Origin of the sequence: uncultured Pseudoalteromonas sp., assembly GCF_963922945.1 — a bacterium.
In the GTDB taxonomy this organism is placed as follows: Bacteria; Pseudomonadota; Gammaproteobacteria; order Enterobacterales; family Alteromonadaceae; genus Pseudoalteromonas.
Genome location: NZ_CAWUKC010000009.1, coordinates 50,065 through 67,105 on the forward strand (window position 1 = coordinate 50,065; position 17,041 = coordinate 67,105).

The 17,041-nt window shown below is 42.2% G+C and carries 14 protein-coding genes and 2 pseudogenes; 12 read left to right on the forward strand and 4 right to left on the reverse strand.

All coding sequences use genetic code 11. The features are described 5' to 3' along the window. The first annotated feature begins 313 nt into the window (after positions 1-313). Together AABI99_RS03690 and AABI99_RS03695 are read left to right on the forward strand one after the other, a co-directional pair. Positions 314-1,738 (forward strand): sugar porter family MFS transporter, encoded by a 1,425-nt coding sequence (locus tag AABI99_RS03690; protein WP_338363446.1) that lies wholly within the window; start codon positions 314-316, stop codon positions 1,736-1,738. Positions 1,739-1,986: 248 nt separating this feature from the next. After that, positions 1,987-2,296 (forward strand): annotated as a pseudogene (locus AABI99_RS03695) (mechanosensitive ion channel family protein); the annotation flags it as partial. A 1-nt stretch (position 2,297) separates the two neighbouring features. Here AABI99_RS03695 and AABI99_RS03700 read toward each other — a convergent pair. Beyond that, positions 2,298-3,090, reverse strand: a pseudogene (locus AABI99_RS03700) (TonB-dependent receptor plug domain-containing protein); the annotation flags it as partial. 244 nt (positions 3,091-3,334) lie between these two features. Here AABI99_RS03700 and AABI99_RS03705 point away from each other — a divergent pair. Further along, on the forward strand, positions 3,335-3,787 hold the full coding sequence (locus AABI99_RS03705) for a DUF302 domain-containing protein (protein ID WP_338363448.1): 453 nt from the start codon (positions 3,335-3,337) through the stop codon (positions 3,785-3,787). An 87-nt stretch (positions 3,788-3,874) separates the two neighbouring features. Here AABI99_RS03705 and AABI99_RS03710 read toward each other — a convergent pair whose 3' ends face one another. The 3 genes from AABI99_RS03710 to AABI99_RS03720 all read right to left on the reverse strand — a co-directional run bounded on the left by AABI99_RS03710 (position 3,875) and on the right by AABI99_RS03720 (position 7,311). Continuing rightward, positions 3,875-4,351 carry an FKBP-type peptidyl-prolyl cis-trans isomerase gene (locus tag AABI99_RS03710; RefSeq protein ID WP_338363450.1) on the reverse strand — a complete coding sequence of 159 codons (477 nt, stop codon included), beginning with the start codon at positions 4,349-4,351 and terminating at the stop codon, positions 3,875-3,877. After that, entirely contained in the window at positions 4,352-6,775 is a 2,424-nt protein-coding gene (locus tag AABI99_RS03715; protein WP_338363452.1) for an ATP-binding protein, read from the reverse strand. A 77-nt stretch (positions 6,776-6,852) separates the two neighbouring features. Beyond that, positions 6,853-7,311 (reverse strand): hypothetical protein, encoded by a 459-nt coding sequence (locus AABI99_RS03720; protein ID WP_338363454.1) that lies wholly within the window; start codon positions 7,309-7,311, stop codon positions 6,853-6,855. Positions 7,312-7,485: 174 nt separating this feature from the next. Here AABI99_RS03720 and leuS point away from each other — a divergent pair, with 174 nt between their 5' ends. The 9 genes from leuS to AABI99_RS03765 are packed head-to-tail and all read left to right on the forward strand — an operon-like array spanning position 7,486 to position 16,886. After that, positions 7,486-10,074: a leucine--tRNA ligase gene (gene leuS / locus AABI99_RS03725; protein ID WP_338363456.1), complete on the forward strand. Its 2,589-nt coding sequence runs from the start codon at positions 7,486-7,488 to the stop codon at positions 10,072-10,074. After that, positions 10,075-10,566 carry an LPS assembly lipoprotein LptE gene (gene lptE / locus AABI99_RS03730; protein WP_338363458.1) on the forward strand — a complete coding sequence of 164 codons (492 nt, stop codon included), beginning with the start codon at positions 10,075-10,077 and terminating at the stop codon, positions 10,564-10,566. It abuts the gene before it with no gap. Continuing rightward, positions 10,566-11,603 (forward strand): DNA polymerase III subunit delta, encoded by a 1,038-nt coding sequence (holA, locus tag AABI99_RS03735; protein WP_338363460.1) that lies wholly within the window; start codon positions 10,566-10,568, stop codon positions 11,601-11,603. Before lptE ends, holA begins: the two co-directional genes overlap by 1 nt. A gap of 11 nt (positions 11,604-11,614) precedes the next feature. Beyond that, on the forward strand, positions 11,615-12,250 hold the full coding sequence (nadD, locus tag AABI99_RS03740) for a nicotinate-nucleotide adenylyltransferase (protein ID WP_338363462.1): 636 nt from the start codon (positions 11,615-11,617) through the stop codon (positions 12,248-12,250). Positions 12,251-12,304: 54 nt separating this feature from the next. Then, the gene (rsfS, locus tag AABI99_RS03745) at positions 12,305-12,622 is read left to right on the forward strand and encodes a ribosome silencing factor (protein WP_024033760.1); all 318 of its coding nucleotides are present in this window, start codon (positions 12,305-12,307) and stop codon (positions 12,620-12,622) included. Between the two features lie 36 nt (positions 12,623-12,658). Next, complete coding sequence (gene rlmH, locus AABI99_RS03750) at positions 12,659-13,129, forward strand: 23S rRNA (pseudouridine(1915)-N(3))-methyltransferase RlmH (protein WP_004585918.1); 471 nt, start codon at positions 12,659-12,661, stop codon at positions 13,127-13,129. 9 nt (positions 13,130-13,138) lie between these two features. Beyond that, positions 13,139-15,019 carry a penicillin-binding protein 2 gene (gene mrdA / locus AABI99_RS03755; protein WP_338363472.1) on the forward strand — a complete coding sequence of 627 codons (1,881 nt, stop codon included), beginning with the start codon at positions 13,139-13,141 and terminating at the stop codon, positions 15,017-15,019. Then, entirely contained in the window at positions 15,016-16,122 is a 1,107-nt protein-coding gene (gene rodA / locus AABI99_RS03760) for a rod shape-determining protein RodA (RefSeq protein WP_338363474.1), read from the forward strand. Before mrdA ends, rodA begins: the two co-directional genes overlap by 4 nt. Next, positions 16,122-16,886: a septal ring lytic transglycosylase RlpA family protein gene (locus tag AABI99_RS03765; RefSeq protein ID WP_338363476.1), complete on the forward strand. Its 765-nt coding sequence runs from the start codon at positions 16,122-16,124 to the stop codon at positions 16,884-16,886. Before rodA ends, AABI99_RS03765 begins: the two co-directional genes overlap by 1 nt. The last annotated feature ends 155 nt before the right edge of the window (positions 16,887-17,041 follow it).

Below are 17,041 nucleotides of genomic sequence, written 5' to 3' on the forward strand. Positions count from 1 at the left end.
ACCACATGTAAAAAATTACTAAACCTCATATCAGTTTCTGCAATTGAGAAATACATCAAAAATGGTGAGATCAGCAATATTTATCAAGCAAGGCATTAACCATACAAAGCATATTGTTTATTAAAATTCAGCCTGTTTTATCTAAAAAGGCAGTTGCTTATTTTAAAGTATTCAAACTAATACCTTTAATTTAAAGGTATTATAACGACTTAATTTATCAACGCTAAATCGATATACCTGCACAAATGTATTCAGCCATAGCACTTTACGATATTATGCTCCTTTATATTCAATTTATATTTCAGGGCATATAATGACAACGCACACACCGCCTTCCCACTCAGCCAACACAGCTGAAAATTCTTCTCTTTTTTATGTAATTTTTATCTCGGCCGTGGCTGCTATTGGTGGCTTTTTATTTGGTTTTGACTCGGGTGTTATTAACGGCACAGTGTCGGCACTTGGTAATGCGTTTAATTCAAGCAGTGTGGCTACGGGGTTTAATGTGGCCTCGGTATTATTAGGGTGCGCTGTGGGGGCACTTGCTGCGGGGCCGCTGGCTGATAAGTTTGGCCGCCGTGCAATTATGATCATCACCGCGATTATTTTTGCTATTAGCGCGTTTGGCTCAGGCATTAGCGAAAGCTCGGCCGAGTTTATTTTTTATCGCTTATTTGGTGGCTTAGGTATTGGTGCTGCATCGGTATTGGCGCCAGCTTATATTGCAGAGGTTGCACCACCTGCCCTTCGTGGTCGTTTAGCTACACTTCAACAACTCGCTATTGTATTGGGTTTGTTTGCTGCGTTTTTAAGTAACTATTTAATTGCTAATGCAGCAGGCAGCGCGCAAAATATTTTAATGCTTGATATAGCCGCTTGGCGCTGGATGTTTTGGGCTGAGCTTGTGCCTGCAATACTGTTTTTAGTCGGTGTGTTGTTTATTCCTGAGTCGCCTCGTTATTTAGTGGCGCAAGGTAAAGTAAACGATGCAAAAACGGTATTTAGTAAAATTTCGAACGACAACCTTGATACGCAAATAAGCGATGTTAAACGCTCTTTGCGTAGCGATAAAAAACCAAGTATTCGCGATTTATTTATTGATAGCAGTAAAAAAGTACACCCGATTGTATGGGCAGGTGTTGCGCTGAGTGTGTTTCAGCAATTTGTAGGTATTAATGTGGTATTTTATTACGGCTCTGAGCTTTGGCAAGCCGCTGGGTTTGACGAGTCGCAATCGTTATTTATAAATGTATTAGCGGGTACGACTAATATTGTATCGACCTTTATTGCTATTGCCCTTGTTGACAAAATTGGCCGTAAACCACTGCTATTAGTAGGCAGTATTGGTATGTTTATCAGCTTAAGCGCGCTTACTTATATATTTGGCAGCGCAGGCCTTAATGAAGCAGGCAAACTTGCTCTTAGCGATAACATGGGTACGTTTGCGCTTATAATGGCTAACTTATTTGTAGTATTTTTTGGCTTAAGTTGGGGCCCTGTTGTATGGGTGTTATTAGGCGAGATGTTTAATAACCGTATTCGCGGTGCAGCGCTTGCTGTTGCAGCTAGCGCTCAGTGGGTTGCTAACTTTGCCATTACTATGACCTTCCCTATTATGCTGGCTAACATTGGCCTGGCAGGTGCGTACGGCTTTTATGCGTTATCAGCACTTATTAGCATATTTTTTGTGGCTAAATACATTACAGAAACCCGAGGTAAAACACTTGAGTCTATGTAACCAACTTTAATATTTAATCATTCTAGCGTGCTAAAAAGCCAAATAACTTAACACGCTTGGTAACATTCAAAATTCAATTAAGTAAATCTAAAATATAACTGGCATGCGCTGGCTGCCAGTTATCCGCCCTTTTGATAACACGTGTTTCTTTATTAACGCTCTTTACTTATTTAAGTACGTAACTTGCTGCTTACTCTTTTAGGTTTATAAAAGAGAGGTAAGTTTCGCAAAGTATTATTAAAGGAATTATCAGAGTAAGCGTTCACTACAACTCAGACTTGGAATTTGTAGAAAAATAACGCCCAAGTATTGATTGACCATGAATGGGGAGTTGATGATTACAATACTTTTGTGGTGTATCACACCTTTGATAACTCAAGTATTAATTTTACCGTGATGCTGCGCGCAAAAGAGTACTTTAATCGGTTTTGGGTTAAATCGGCTTTTATTAAAGCGCTACACAAACGCTATAACTAAGAAGGTATTGTGATCCCCTTCCCTATTGCAGCTATTAACACAGTGCAAGAAGCGGCTAATTTTAATAGCGATAAAAAATAAGGTCGGTTTCAACACCATCGCGATTCATATCGGTAAGGTTATAAGTACTAGGGTCGGTTTCGCCGTAATTTAAATCAAATATGTTTAAGTTAGCCACGCCGTCTGCTTCATAACGGGCACGTAAGTAATCGTACTCAGTATCCACTATGTGGTAGTCGCCGCCAAATAATACTTGGTGTGTTAATTGGCCTTGCTCAAAGCTGTAAACAAAGTCGGTGGTTAAACTGGTTTTTTCGTTTGCGCGGTATTGCTTTCGGTATTCGCGTTTAATGGTTTGGTCATTAATGTTTGCTTCACCATCGTCATTTACATCTACCCAGCTTTGCGACTCATGGTAGGCTTGGTCTCGTTCGTTTTCCATGTAACGCAGAGGCTGGGCCTTTTAATACTTCTACACGCGCTACATTAAATAATTGTGGTACACCAAAGCCCGAGTACGGGTCGCCGCGTATACCATCGTAAAATACATTGGCATCATCTCTAAAACCACGAAAAGTAACACCTGAATAACTGTACTCACTAACCCCGGCTATTGAGCGGTATAAATCGGTAATGTCGCGCGCAGCTTGGTCAATAATAAGTTGCTCGGTTAATACCTGCGCAGATTGCGGTAATTTAATAAGATCTAAATCTGCTTTAGTCCCAATTTTGCTTTCGGTTTCTAGGTAAAACTGCTGAGCGCGGCCAGTTACTTCTATTGTTTCAATCTCGTTATTTTGCTCGGCAAATGCCACATTAGAAAAAGCAGAAAAAGACGCAGCAATACTGAGCGCCAAATATTTTTGGTTAAGCATATTGCTCCTGAAAATAGGTGTATAAAACGCCACAAATGATAACGATTATCACTATTACATGCAATGCAAATAATTTCATATTCATTCTTAATTTTCGAATTAATCGCAACAAAAATAGGTACTTAAAGGTTTTTATGCTCGCGTTTTATACATATTCCCTTTGCGCAGTGTTGAACCATAGAAAGAACTCGGATAGGGTGTATTTTTCATACTCTTAATAAGCCGTTTTTATGAGGAGCAAATAATGCTAAACCGACTAGTTTTAGGTGTTATTTTACTTTTAGCCACATGCGTGGTGAGTGCCAATGACAGCTTAGTGCATTTTCAAAGTAATTATTCTGTACAGGAAACGGCTAACCGTTTTGAAAAAATAGCCAGTAGCAAAGGGATAACCATTTTTGCACGGGTGGATCATAAAAAAAACGCTCAAAATGTGGATATGAAATTAGCGCCAAGTGAAGTGATTATTTTTGGAAACCCAAAAGTAGGCACACCGTTAATGCAATGCCAGCAAAGTGTGGCGATAGATTTACCGCAAAAAGTGCATATATTTCAAGACAACAACGGCCAAGTATGGCTTGCCTATAACAACCCAAGTTATTTGCAAGAGCGCCATAATATAAAAGGCTGCGAAGAAGTACTTAATAAAATTTCTGCGGTACTTAATAAGCTTTCTATGGCAACGGTAGCCAAATAATCACAATTTAGATTTAAATCCACGCAATAAAAAAACCCGCTGATAAGTTAGCGGGTTTTATACAATTAATAACACTAAGCGCCTGTATTAAGACTCAATAGCCAAAAGCTCTACTTCAAAAATAAGCAGTGATGCAGGTGGAATACTGCCCACTCGCTTTTCACCGTAAGCTAATTGGTGCGGTACATAAAATATGTATTTATCGCCTGGGCTCATAAGCTGTAAGCCTTCGGTCCAGCCTTTAATAACCTGATTTAAAACAAAGCTGATTGGCGTTTTACGCTCTACTGAGCTGTCAAATACACTGCCATCTATTAACGTGCCGTGGTAGTGCACGTTTACTTTACTAGTTGGGTTAGGTGTATTTTCGCTCTCCCCTTTGTGTAGCACTTTGTACTGTAAACCTGATGCGGTTTCTATTACGCCCTCTACTTTTGCGTTAGCGACAAGGTAGTCGGCTTCAATTTGCGCGTTAATGCCTGCTTGTTGCTTTGCTTTTTTACTATTTTGGAAAATTAAAAAACAAAATATAACGATGATCACCGCTAAAATTATATTGATCATTTAGTGTTTTCCCTCATCTTCATCGGCTTCTTTATCTTCTTCGCTATCGCCATTAACTATGTCGGCTATGTCTTTTAAGCGTGCTAAAGCAATACCATTAACAGAATCCTCTGGGTATTGCCCGTCAATAATATCGCCTGCATCAATATCCATTAATAAGTTAAGTGCTTGGTCTACAGTTTCTACGGCGTAAATATTAAATTTACCGCGCTCAACCGCTTCAAGTATTTCGTCATCAAGTACTAAGTTAACTTGGTTAGATTTAGGAATAATAACGCCCTGCTCGCCTGTTAAGCCGCGCATTTTACACAGCTTAAAAAAGCCTTCTATTTTTTCGTTTACGCCGCCAATGGCTTGCACATCACCGTGTTGGTTAATAGAGCCTGTAAGGGCAATAGACTGGCTAATAGGCAAACTGGTAATAGCCGATATAAGCGCACACAGCTCAGCCAATGAAGCGCTGTCGCCATCTATATAACCATAGCTTTGCTCTATAGCTATGTTAGCACTTAACGTTAAGCTAAAGTGCTGAGCGTATTTATTACCTAAATAACCGGTAAGCAGCATGACACCTTTTGAGTGAATTGCTTTACCTAGCTCCGCTTCACGCTCTACATCTATGACACCATCGGCGCCTGCGTATACGGTGGCGGTAATACGTGCGGGTGTACCAAACGACGTATCGCCAATGTGCAGCACAGTTAAGCCGTTAACTTTACCAATGGCTTTGCCTTGTGTGGCAATAAGCGTGTGACCTTCCTTTATATCGCTTAGCATGTTTTCGCTTATTTGCCCGGTGCGGTACTGCTTACCTTCAATGGCTTCATCAATATGGTGCGCATCAATCAGTGATTGCTTATCTTGCTTGGCGTAAAAGCTGGCCTCAGCCACCAGTTCAAGCACATCGGCAAAGCGCGCTGATAATTTATTATGGTGCTCTGCTTGGCGGTAGCTAAATTTAAGTAACCGTACCATGGCGGCCTCTGTGGTAGTGCATTTTAACGTTTGCTGGCAGTACTCACTCACTTTAGTAATAAATTGGTACTGGAGCTTATCGCTACTTGGTAAATAGTAATCAAAGTCGGCAAGTACTCTAAACAGCTCTGCAAATTCTTCATCGTACTCACCTATGGTATAATACAAATCGCGCGAGCCTAATAAAATAATTTTTACATCAAGAGGAATTAATTGCGGGCGCAGTGTAAAACTGCTGCCTACTGAGCTGTCTTGATACGGTAGGTCGTTTTTAATTTGGTGCGTTTTGAGCGAAAGCTTTAAACCATCCCACACTTGCGGGTTGGCCATTACTTTTTCGGCATCCATAATTAAGTAACCGCCATTTGCGCGGTGCAATGCACCGGGCTGTATAGAGCGATAACTAGTTATAAGCGAGCCTTGCGATGTTGAATACTCAATTTTGCCAAATATGTTGCCAAAGGTTGGGTTTGGCTCATACACCACAGGCGCGGCATCGTCTTCTTTAAATTCAACTAAAATATTAGGCGCAAAAAAGTCGGTAAGCATGCCCTTACGGTCAAAGTCTTCTTTGCTTTCTTCGCTTTCATCTTCGTCGTCAAGCCACTCAAGTACTGCATCAATTATTTCTACACGAATGTCTTTTAAATAACGCAATACGCCAATATGTGCCGCGTATTTATGTTCTAAATCTTTTAATAATGGCTTAGTCGCTTGCTCGGCTGTGGCTTTTTTAAGATTACGCTGTTTTTCTTTTGACTCGCGTTTCCAACGTGGCAGCTCAATAAGCGCCTCTATTAGGGCATCTTCTAGTTTTTCTATTTTTTCAAAAAACTCATCACGAAGCGCTTCATCTAGGGCGGCAAATTCGTTATCGCTTAACTGCCTGCCTTCAACTAAAGGCGCAAAACCTACGGCGTTTTTCTCTTCTATTAGCGCTACGCTTTGCTCAAGCGCCATTTCTTCTACTGCGGTAATAGCGCTGTCGTAAGCGTCGTTAAATTCGCTCTCGATTGACTTTTTTTTGCGTTGATAAGCAGGGTTATCAAAAGCTGCTGGAAAGGTGTCGAGTACTTCATCTAAAAATGAGTCTATATCGTCACTTAATTGCTTGCTTTGCCCTGCTTGCATAAATAGCGCAATTGGCTCGCGGTGGTCATCGTAATTATTAACATACAACCACTCGTTAGGTGTGGGGCGATCTTTTGCGTGTTGTTTAAGTTTGTCTTTTACGAGGGTAAATCGGCCATGCGCGGCCTCACCCATTACATACACATTGTAACCGGGTAAATCCATTCCTAATGAAAAATCGAGGGCACTTTGGGCACGTTGCTGCCCTATAAAGGTAAGTTGCTCTGGGTATGGATTGCTCATACACGTGCTAACGTGATTAGTAGAAATGCTCGGTGCGAGCTGTGAAACAGATAATGGCAGCAGTTTTTTCGTCATTCTAACTTCTTTTTGTACCAACATACTCGCTGGCTTTGGGCGTATTAAGTGGCCTACAAGCCACTTAATACATATATTTAGGGTTGTAATGCCTTACGGCTAAAATAAATACCATCACACTCAATGCACGGTGTAATTTGTGTAGCGTGATAAATATCAAAACTATGGGTGCAATTCTTACATACTAATGTGCCCATGGCTATCCATTCGCCAGCGTGATATACCCCGTTGTGCTTAAAATCTTGGCTAAGCGACTGCCATTCAAGCTGGGTTTTATCTTCTATGTGCGAAAGCTCATACCATAACGACTCTTTAAGCTCTTGCCATGCAAGCGAATTATAATGTGATTCGTTTTCTTGAACGTGCTCTATATCGCGTTGTAAATAACTTTTATAGAGTCCGTATTTTTCTTTTCCTAGGTCTTTAAGTGCTTGCTCAGATTCAACAAACCGGGTCATTGCATCTTTTACTTCGTGATCTTTTACATCTTTTAACCACGTGGTGAGCTCGTTAAGCCATGTTTTATAATCTGCCATTTTATACTCCATCAAAATCAAGGACGTGGTGAGCTTTAACATAGATAAGTATAGGTTAACCTGCACTGAAAGTGAGATTTTAACAAAACCGTGCTTATACGCTGTGATTAGGCTTTTATTTGGGGTATCCTATCGGCAATTTTTTATTAGTTTGCAAGAAGTCTGGAATCATAGATGCAAGAGCAATATAACCCGCAAGACATAGAGTCAAAAGTCCAAAGTTACTGGGAAGAAAACCAGGTATTTAAAGTCACCGAAGATGAGAGCAAAGAAAAGTATTACTGTCTTTCTATGTTCCCGTACCCAAGTGGTCGACTGCATATGGGTCATGTGCGTAACTACACCATTGGTGATGTTGTTTCTCGTTTCCAGCGCCTGCAAGGCAAAAACGTAATGCAACCTATGGGTTGGGATGCGTTTGGTTTACCTGCAGAAAACGCTGCTATTAAAAACAAAACAGCGCCAGCTAAGTGGACATACGAAAACATTGATTACATGCGCAACCAACTTAAGCAATTAGGCTTTGGTTACGACTGGGATCGTGAAATTGCTACCTGTCACCCAGAGTACTACAAGTGGGAACAATGGTTTTTCACTAAGCTTTACGAAAAAGGCCTAGTGTACAAAAAAATGTCTACGGTTAACTGGGATCCGGTTGATCAAACTGTACTAGCAAACGAGCAAGTAATTGACGGCCGTGGTTGGCGCTCTGGTGCAGTGGTTGAGCAAAAAGAAATTCCACAGTGGTTTATTAAAATTACCGACTATGCACAAGAGCTTTTAGACGACTTAGACAAGTTAGAAGACTGGCCTGAGCAAGTTAAAACCATGCAGCGCAACTGGATTGGTCGCTCTGAAGGGTTAGACATTGAGTTTACGCGTACCGACAATAACGAAAAATTTAGCGTATACACAACACGCCCAGATACCTTTATGGGTGTAACTTACCTAGCCGTTGCCGGTGGCCACCCTATTGCACAGGAAGCCGCTAAAAATAGCGATGCAATTGCAATGTTTGTTGAAGAATGCAAAAACACCAAAGTTGCCGAAGCAGACATGGCCACAATGGAGAAAAAAGGCATAGCAACCGGTTTTTACGCGACTCACCCATTAACGGGCGAGCAAGTACCAATTTGGGTTGCTAACTTTGTATTAATGCATTACGGCTCAGGCGCGGTTATGGCAGTACCTGCACACGACCAACGCGACTATGAATTTGCAACCGCTTACGGTCTAGACATAAAACAAGTAATTGCACCGGTTGAAGGCTCTGAGCTTGAAGTAAATCTAGCTGAGCAAGCATTCACTGAAAAAGGTGTGTTAGTTAATTCTGGCGAATTTGATGGCCTTGATTTTGAAGGCGCATTTAACGCTATTGCCGACAAGCTAGAAGCACTAGGTGTAGGTAAGCGTAAAGTTAACTTCCGCCTACGTGACTGGGGTGTTAGCCGCCAGCGTTACTGGGGCTCACCAATCCCAATGTTGAGCGACGAAAACGGTAACGAATTAGCCGCCACCGAAGAAATGCTGCCAGTACGATTACCTGAAGATGTGGTAATGAATGGCGTTACTTCGCCAATCAAAGCAGACCCAGAATGGGCAAAAGCAACGGTAAATGGCGTACCTGCAACACACGAAACAGATACCTTTGACACCTTTATGGAGTCATCTTGGTACTACGCACGTTACTGTAGCCCGCGCCACGACGAAGGCATGCTAGACCCAGCAGCAGCTAATTACTGGCTACCAGTAAACCAATACATAGGTGGTATTGAGCACGCTATTTTACATTTATTGTACTCGCGTTTTTTCCATAAGTTATTACGTGACTTTGGTTTAGTAAATTCAGACGAGCCATTCGATCGCTTACTTTGTCAAGGCATGGTACTTGCCGAAACGTTTTATCGTAAAGATGAAAAAGGCGGTGACGTATGGATTTCGCCAAGCGATGTAAATACCGAAACTGACGAAAAAGGCCGCGTAACTAAAGCATGGCATAAAAAAGACGGCGAGCCAGTGTTCTCATCGGGCATGAGCAAAATGTCTAAGTCTAAAAACAACGGTATAGACCCACAAGAAGTAATTGCTCAATACGGTGCAGATACTGTGCGTTTATTTATGATGTTTACTGCACCACCAGAGCAAACGCTTGAATGGTCAGACTCAGGCGTAGAGGGCGCGCACCGCTTTTTAAAACGTATTTGGAAATACGCTGTAGATGTGAAAACGGTTGGCTACCAAGCTCTTGATAAATCGGCGCTTAGTAACCCACAAAAAGTATTGCGTCGTGAACTACATAAAGCCATTGCAAAAGTGAGCGATGATATTGAGCGTCGTCAAACATTTAATACGGCTATTGCTGCCATTATGGAGCTCTCTAATAAGTTATTAAAAGCGCCGTTAAACGATACGCAAGATGTTGCCATTGCTAACGAAGCTTTAGAAGCCCTACTTATTATGCTTGCGCCAATTACGCCGCATTTATCGCACCAGTTATGGCAAGATCTTGGTAAAGATGGCGACATTTTAGATGCAGCATGGCCTAAAGTTGACGAGTCTGCCCTTGTTGAAGATGAAAAATTAATTATCATACAAGTAAACGGCAAACTACGCGCTAAGCTAACTGTCGCCGCCGATGCAACACAAGAGCAGGTAGAAGCACTTGCGTTTGCAGAGTCTAACGTAACTAAATTTACTGATGGCGCAACCATTCGTAAAATTATTTACGTACCGGGTAAACTACTTAACGTGGTAGCTAACTAAATGGTTAGCTTTAACACCCTTAAAAACACATTAGCCTTAGTGCTAATGTGTTTTGTGTTATCTAGCTGTGGCTTTCATTTAAAGAAAGCCTCTAGCCTGCCCGATAACCTTAAAACAATAACGCTTAAAGGGGACGATGAAAAATCATCGTTATTTTTAAACCTCAAAAAAGAGCTTAAGGCCAGTAATGTAGAACTAACGCCTTCGGCTAAAAATGTTGCCCAACTATACTTACGCAAAGAAAGTATTGAACGCCAAACCTTGTCGTTGTTTCAAAATGGTCAGGTGGCTGAATACGAGCTTGCCTACGGGGTTAGCTATATTGTTAAACGCCCAGGCGAAAAAGCCATTGAAAAACGCTTTGAGCTTTATCGTAACTACCAAGACGACCCCGATCACGCACTTGCAAAAGCAAAAGAGCTTGAGCTACTTATTAGCGAAATTCGCAAGCAAGCCAGTCGTCGTATTGTCAGAGAGCTGTCGCAACTATAATGCGCTGTTACGCTAATCAATTACCGAGTGAATTAAGTAAAGGATTAAAACCCTTTTATTTAGTGTTTGGTGAAGAACCGTTTCAAGAAGCGCAGTGTGTGCAGCAAATACGCGAGGCGGCAAAAGCCCAAGGCTTTGATGAGGTAATAAAATTTACCCTAATGCAAGGGTTTGATTGGCAAGAAATTATAGCGCAATATCAAAGCATGTCTTTGTTTAGTGCGCGCACTATTATTGAGCTTGATTTAAACCAACAAAAACCGGGCACTCCAGGTAGTAACACCTTTAAAAAGTTAGTCGAGCTTATCAACCCCGATACCATTTTAATTGTAAAAGGGGCTAAAGCCAGCCAAGACGTACAACGTGGCGCCTGGTTTAAAGCGCTCGATAAACACGGTGTATTTGTACCGTGCTACCCGCTTGCAGGGAACCATTTAAAACGCTGGTTAGATGACCAAGTAGCGCGCCTTTCTCTGAATATGCAAAACGAAGCAAAACTGAGCTTAATTAACGCCACCGAAGGCAACTTATTAGCGTGCTTTCAAGAGCTCGAAAAGCTCTCACTACTGCATGGTAATGCCTTAATAACTCAGCAACTTGTGATGCAAGGGCTATTAAATCAAGCCAAGTTTGATATTTTTGACTTAAGCGAAGCCCTATTAAATGGTCACGCCAAGCAAGCAATTAAAGTACTTAATAAACTGGCCAGCGACAACACCGAAGTGGTGAGTATTTTATGGGCTATAAATAAAGAGCTCACCCATTTGCTCACTATTCAGCAAGGGCTTTTAAATGGCGAGCCTATCGCACAGTTATTTAAAAAAAATGGTATTTGGAAAAACCAGCAAGGCCCAGTGCAAAATGCGATTAACCGCTTAAATATTAATACCCTTGAGCAAATAAGCAGTGAGCTTGCACTGTTTGATTCAAGCTACAAACAAGGTAACTTAATTGCGCCTTACCAAGCGCTTGCCCATATTTGTATTAAGTTTTGCCAGCCGCTTGATATTCCAATGCCGTGCCACGCACTTAACTAAAGATTTTTAACATGATTGCAATTTTTGGCGGCACCTTCGACCCTGTGCATTTAGGCCACCTCAATATGGCCTCGCAGTGTGTAAATACATTTAACTTATCTACGTTATATTTTATGCCCTGTGCTCTACCCGCGCACAAAGCTGCGCCGGGAATAAGTACAGCGCACCGTATTAACATGCTCAATGCCGCTATAGCCCCTTACCCTCATTTTGAACTTGATTTAAGAGAGCTTAATCGCACCGGCCCCTCGTATTCATTGTTGAGTTTACAAGAGCTCAGAGCTGAGCACCCAGATACGCCCATTCTTTTTTTAATGGGCATGGACTCGTTTAATAACCTCGGCAAATGGTACGAATGGCAGAGCATTACACAGCTTTGCCATATTGTTGTATACCAACGCCCGGGGCAAACGTGTAACCCAAATAAAGCGCTTAAAAGCTATATCAGCAACGCCCACACTGAAGCGCCACAGCAACTTGCCACACACAACTTTGGTAAGCTTTATTTTTTACCGGGTGAAACCCTTGATGCCGCCTCAAGCACTATTCGAGAGCAATTAAAAAAATCCAATAAAAATAATGAACTATTACCTGATTCTGTGAGTCACTACATTAAGCAACACCAGCTTTATCAAAGTGGTGATTAAAACCCCCTAGCATGTTAAAATGCACGCTATTAAATTTAAAATTGAGACAATACCTTGGATTCGAAACAACTACTTGCCTTTGCACTAGACAAAATTGACGATATGAAAGCTCGCGACGTGGTACAACTAGACGTACGTGACAGCTCAGACATTACCGATTACATGGTTGTGTGTTCGGGTACTTCTAAGCGCCATGTGCAATCAATTGCTGATAACGTAGCAAAAGAAGCTCGCCACGCCGGCGAAGAACCTTTAGGTTACGAAGGTCAAGACGAAGGCGAATGGGTACTGGTAGATTTAGGTGATGTAGTTGTACACGTGATGCAAGATCACGCACGTAGCTATTACGATCTAGAAAAACTGTGGGGCTAAGCGCCACTATTTTTTAATTGAGCTTGGAAATAATACGTGAAAATACAAATGATTGCCGTTGGCACAAAAATGCCAGCGTGGGTAGAAACCGGATTTGCAGAGTATCAACGCCGTTTTCCTAAAGATATGGCGCTTGAGTTAATAGAAATTCCGGCCGGTAAACGCGGTAAAAATGCCGATATTAAACGCATTTTACACACCGAAGGTGAAAAAACCTTAGCCGCTATTCCAAAAGGTAATCGTATTGTTACCCTAGAGGTAACAGGTAAACCACTTGATACTCACCAGCTTGCTAAAAATATGGAAAAGTGGCAGCTCGATGGCCGCGACGTAAGTTTACTTATTGGCGGCCCAGAAGGGTTAGCCCCTGAGTGCATTGCCGCCTCTGAGCAAAAATGGTCGTTATCTAACTTAACGTTACCGCACCCCTTAGTGCGTATTATTGTTGCCGAAAGCCTATACCGAGGCTGGAGTTTAAATAACAACCACCCTTATCATCGCGAGTAACGCCTTGTTATGATTAAGCAAAGACCCACAATACGCGACCATTCCGCTGAGGCAAACTTATTTGCACGGCGCGCATTTGTGGGTTTTATTTTTGTTTTAGGCTTAGTGGCAATTTTGCTCTCTAATCTTTATACCATTCAGGTAGAAGAACACACCGACTATCAAACCCGCTCTAACGATAACCGTATTAAAGTCATTCCTATTGCGCCAAACCGTGGCCTTATTTACGACCGCAACGGTGTACTGCTTGCTGAAAACAAACCCGTTTATAACCTCGAGGTTATTCCTGAAGAGGTCGACGACTTAGCTGAGTCACTCGAGCAAGTTAGCAAAATAATTACAATTACCGAGCCGCAAAAAAAAGACTTTATCGACAACATAAAGCATACACGTCGTTTTAAGTCGCAAGTACTAAAAGCTCGCTTAGATGAAACCGAAGTGGCCCAATTTGCGGTTAATCAGCATAAATTTCCAGGCTTTAGCATTGAGGCGCGCCTTGCACGCTTTTACCCGTATGGCGACACACTCACCCATGCACTAGGCTACGTGGCAAAATTAAACCGCAAAGAGCTCAATAAGTTAGAACAAGAAGACCAAGCCACTAATTACCGCGCTACGCACGATATTGGTAAGCTCGGCATAGAAAAATATTATGAGCAGCTTTTGCATGGCCAAGTGGGCTCTCAACGCGTTGAAGTAAATAATCGCGGCCGTGTTATTCGTACCTTAAGTATGACCCCCCCGCAGCCTGGCAGCGATTTAGTACTTACCTTAGATATAGGTTTACAACAAATAGCACAACATGCGCTTAAAGATATGCGCGGCGCGGTTGTAGTAATGGATGCCAAAGATGGCGGGGTATTAGCACTTTATTCAAACCCAAGTTACGACCCTAATTTATTTGTACACGGTATTAGCAGTAAAGATTATAAAGCACTGCTGAACCCCGACCGCCCTCTTATTAACCGTGCCACTCAAGGGCGCTATGCGCCTGCTTCCACAGTAAAACCGCACATGGCTATACTGGCACTTGAAGAAAACATTGTCAGTGAAAGCACCTCGGTGTGGGATCCTGGATTTTTTCAAATACCGAATGTTGAACATAAATGGCGCGATTGGAAACGCTGGGGCCACGGTCACGTAGATGTTTACAAAGCAATTGAAGAGTCGTGCGATACTTACTTTTATGATGCAGCTTATCGCTTAGGCATTACAAAAATTAGTAATTTTATGGCCCGCTTTGGCTTTGGTGACTTATCCGGTATAGACATACACGAAGAAACCACAGCCATATTGCCTTCAAAAGAGTGGAAAGAAGGCCGCTTTAAAGAGTCGTGGTGGCGTGGCGATACTATTTCAGTGGGGATTGGCCAAGGGTATTGGACAGCTACCCCGATTCAAATTGCTAACGCGACTAATATATTGGTTAATAAAGGCATAAACCACCCGCCGCATTTAGCGCAAGTGGCTAAAAAAGAAGACCAAGTGACGCAAATTAATAACGAAGAAAAACCGCCAGTAGTACTTAATAACCCAGATAACTGGCGTATCGCTCTCGATGCGATGCACAATACAGTTAAAAAAGTAACAGGAACGGCACACCGTGCATTTAAAGGCGCTAATTATGACCCTGCGGGTAAAACAGGTACCGCGCAAGTAGTGAGTATTGCCCAAGGTGAGCGTTACGATGCAAAATCACTAAAAGAGCGCCAACGCGATAACGCGATTTATATTGGTTTTGCTCCGTATGACGACCCTAAAATTGTGGTTTCCATTGTCGTAGAAAACACCGGTGGTGGCAGCTCCGTGGGTGCCCCAATTGCACGTGAGTTAATGGATTATTATTTTGCAGCTAACCCAATAGAACTTGCTAGGAATACCGCGCAATGACCGTACTACATAACAAGCGCTCTATATGGGTGCGCATGCATCTAGACTTACCGTTACTAATTGCTTTATTACTCATGATGGCTGGCAGTATTACTATCGTATATAGCGCAAGCGGCCAAGATTCAGCCATGATGATCCGCCATATTACCCGTATGGGCGGCGCTATTATAGGCATGATAGTGCTTGCTCAGTTCTCTCCCGCGACACTTAAACGCTTAGTGATCCCCCTTTATTGTGTTGGGTTACTCATGTTGGTCGGCGTATTGCTATTTGGCGTGAGCTCAAAAGGTGCTCAGCGTTGGTTAAATTTAGGCATTACTCGTTTCCAGCCCTCAGAGCTCATGAAACTGGCTGTCCCTATGATGGTGGCTTGGTATATTGGCCGAAATCAACTACCCCCTCGTCCATTACACCTAATTATTGGCTTTGTCATAGTGATGCTGCCTACCTTATTAATTAAAGAGCAGCCCGACTTAGGCACCTCAATTTTGATTGCCAGCTCAGGCATTTTTGTGTTGTTTTTATCCGGTTTGAGTTGGCGCTTAATTGGCTTTTTAAGCTCGGTTGTAGCCCTTGCTGCATGGCCATTTTGGCACTATGGAATGCACGATTACCAAAAGCAACGCGTGCTAACATTTTTAGACCCAGAAAGCGACCCGCTTGGCTCGGGATATCATATTATTCAATCTAAAATCGCTATTGGCTCAGGCGGTATAGAAGGTAAAGGTTGGCTTCAAGGCACCCAATCACAGCTCGAGTTTTTACCCGAGCGTCATACCGACTTTATATTTTCGGTATTAAGTGAAGAGTTTGGCTTATTTGGTGTGTGTGTTTTACTAAGCCTGTACTTATTTATTATTGGCCGCGGTTTATACATTGCGGTAAACGCGCAAGATGCGTTTGGTAAATTATTGGCCGGCGCCCTTACCCTCACCTTTTTTGTATATATTTTTGTAAATATAGGCATGGTATCGGGCTTGTTACCTGTTGTAGGTGTACCTTTACCCCTTATTAGTTATGGCGGCACCTCAATGGTGACGTTAATGGCCGGATTTGGCATTATTATGTCAATTGCGACAGATAAAAGGATGCTTTTAAAATAATGAATAAGCCTACCCAGCTGTTATTAATTTCAGCCTTAATATTTTTGTTAAGCGCATGTAGTAGCGGCTCTAATAGTCGTTATCATATGGAGCACGATGCCGCACCACTGCGTGCACCTACTGCACTTGAAATGCAAGATGCCGTTGTGGTGGATGTGAAAAAAAGTGCCAGTGCAAGTCGTCCATACGAAGTATTAGGTAAACGTTATACCCCAATGCTTGATGAAAAAGGCTACACAGAAGAAGGGATTGCTTCGTGGTACGGCCGTAAGTTTCATGGCTACCATACCTCAAACGGTGAAATTTACGATATGTTTGCTATGAGCGCAGCCCATAAAACTTTACCTCTACCAAGCTTTGTACGCGTTACTAATACTGCCAACAATAAATCAGTAATTGTACGTGTGAACGACCGTGGGCCGTTTCACGACGACAGAATAATCGATCTTTCGTATGCTGCTGCTTATAAACTAGGCTATTACACGCACGGTACAGCCAAGGTTAAGCTAGAGGCGATTACGCTCGACAGCATTCCTGCACGTAAAACATATATACAGGTAGCCGCAGGTAGTACGCTTAGTAATATTGAAGCATTAGCTTCTACATTACGCCTGCAATATCAAGTACCTACTAATATAGTAAAAGCAGACAACATATACCGTTTGCATTTGGGCCCGATTAAAGATGCCCAGCATGCACAAAACGTATTAAAAAAATTAAAACAAAACCAATTTCAAAACGCGTTCTTGCTTTACACGCAGTAAGACGAATAACTAAACAACCCCAAGGTGCAAATTTAGCGTTGCGCAGGGGCTAAAATCTAGGTGTTACTTTTTATATAGCAATCCTTTTTAAAAAGAACATTACAGAGAGTAAGTAAAACGTGCCAGCGACGGTTTAAAACGATTTATACTGCGTT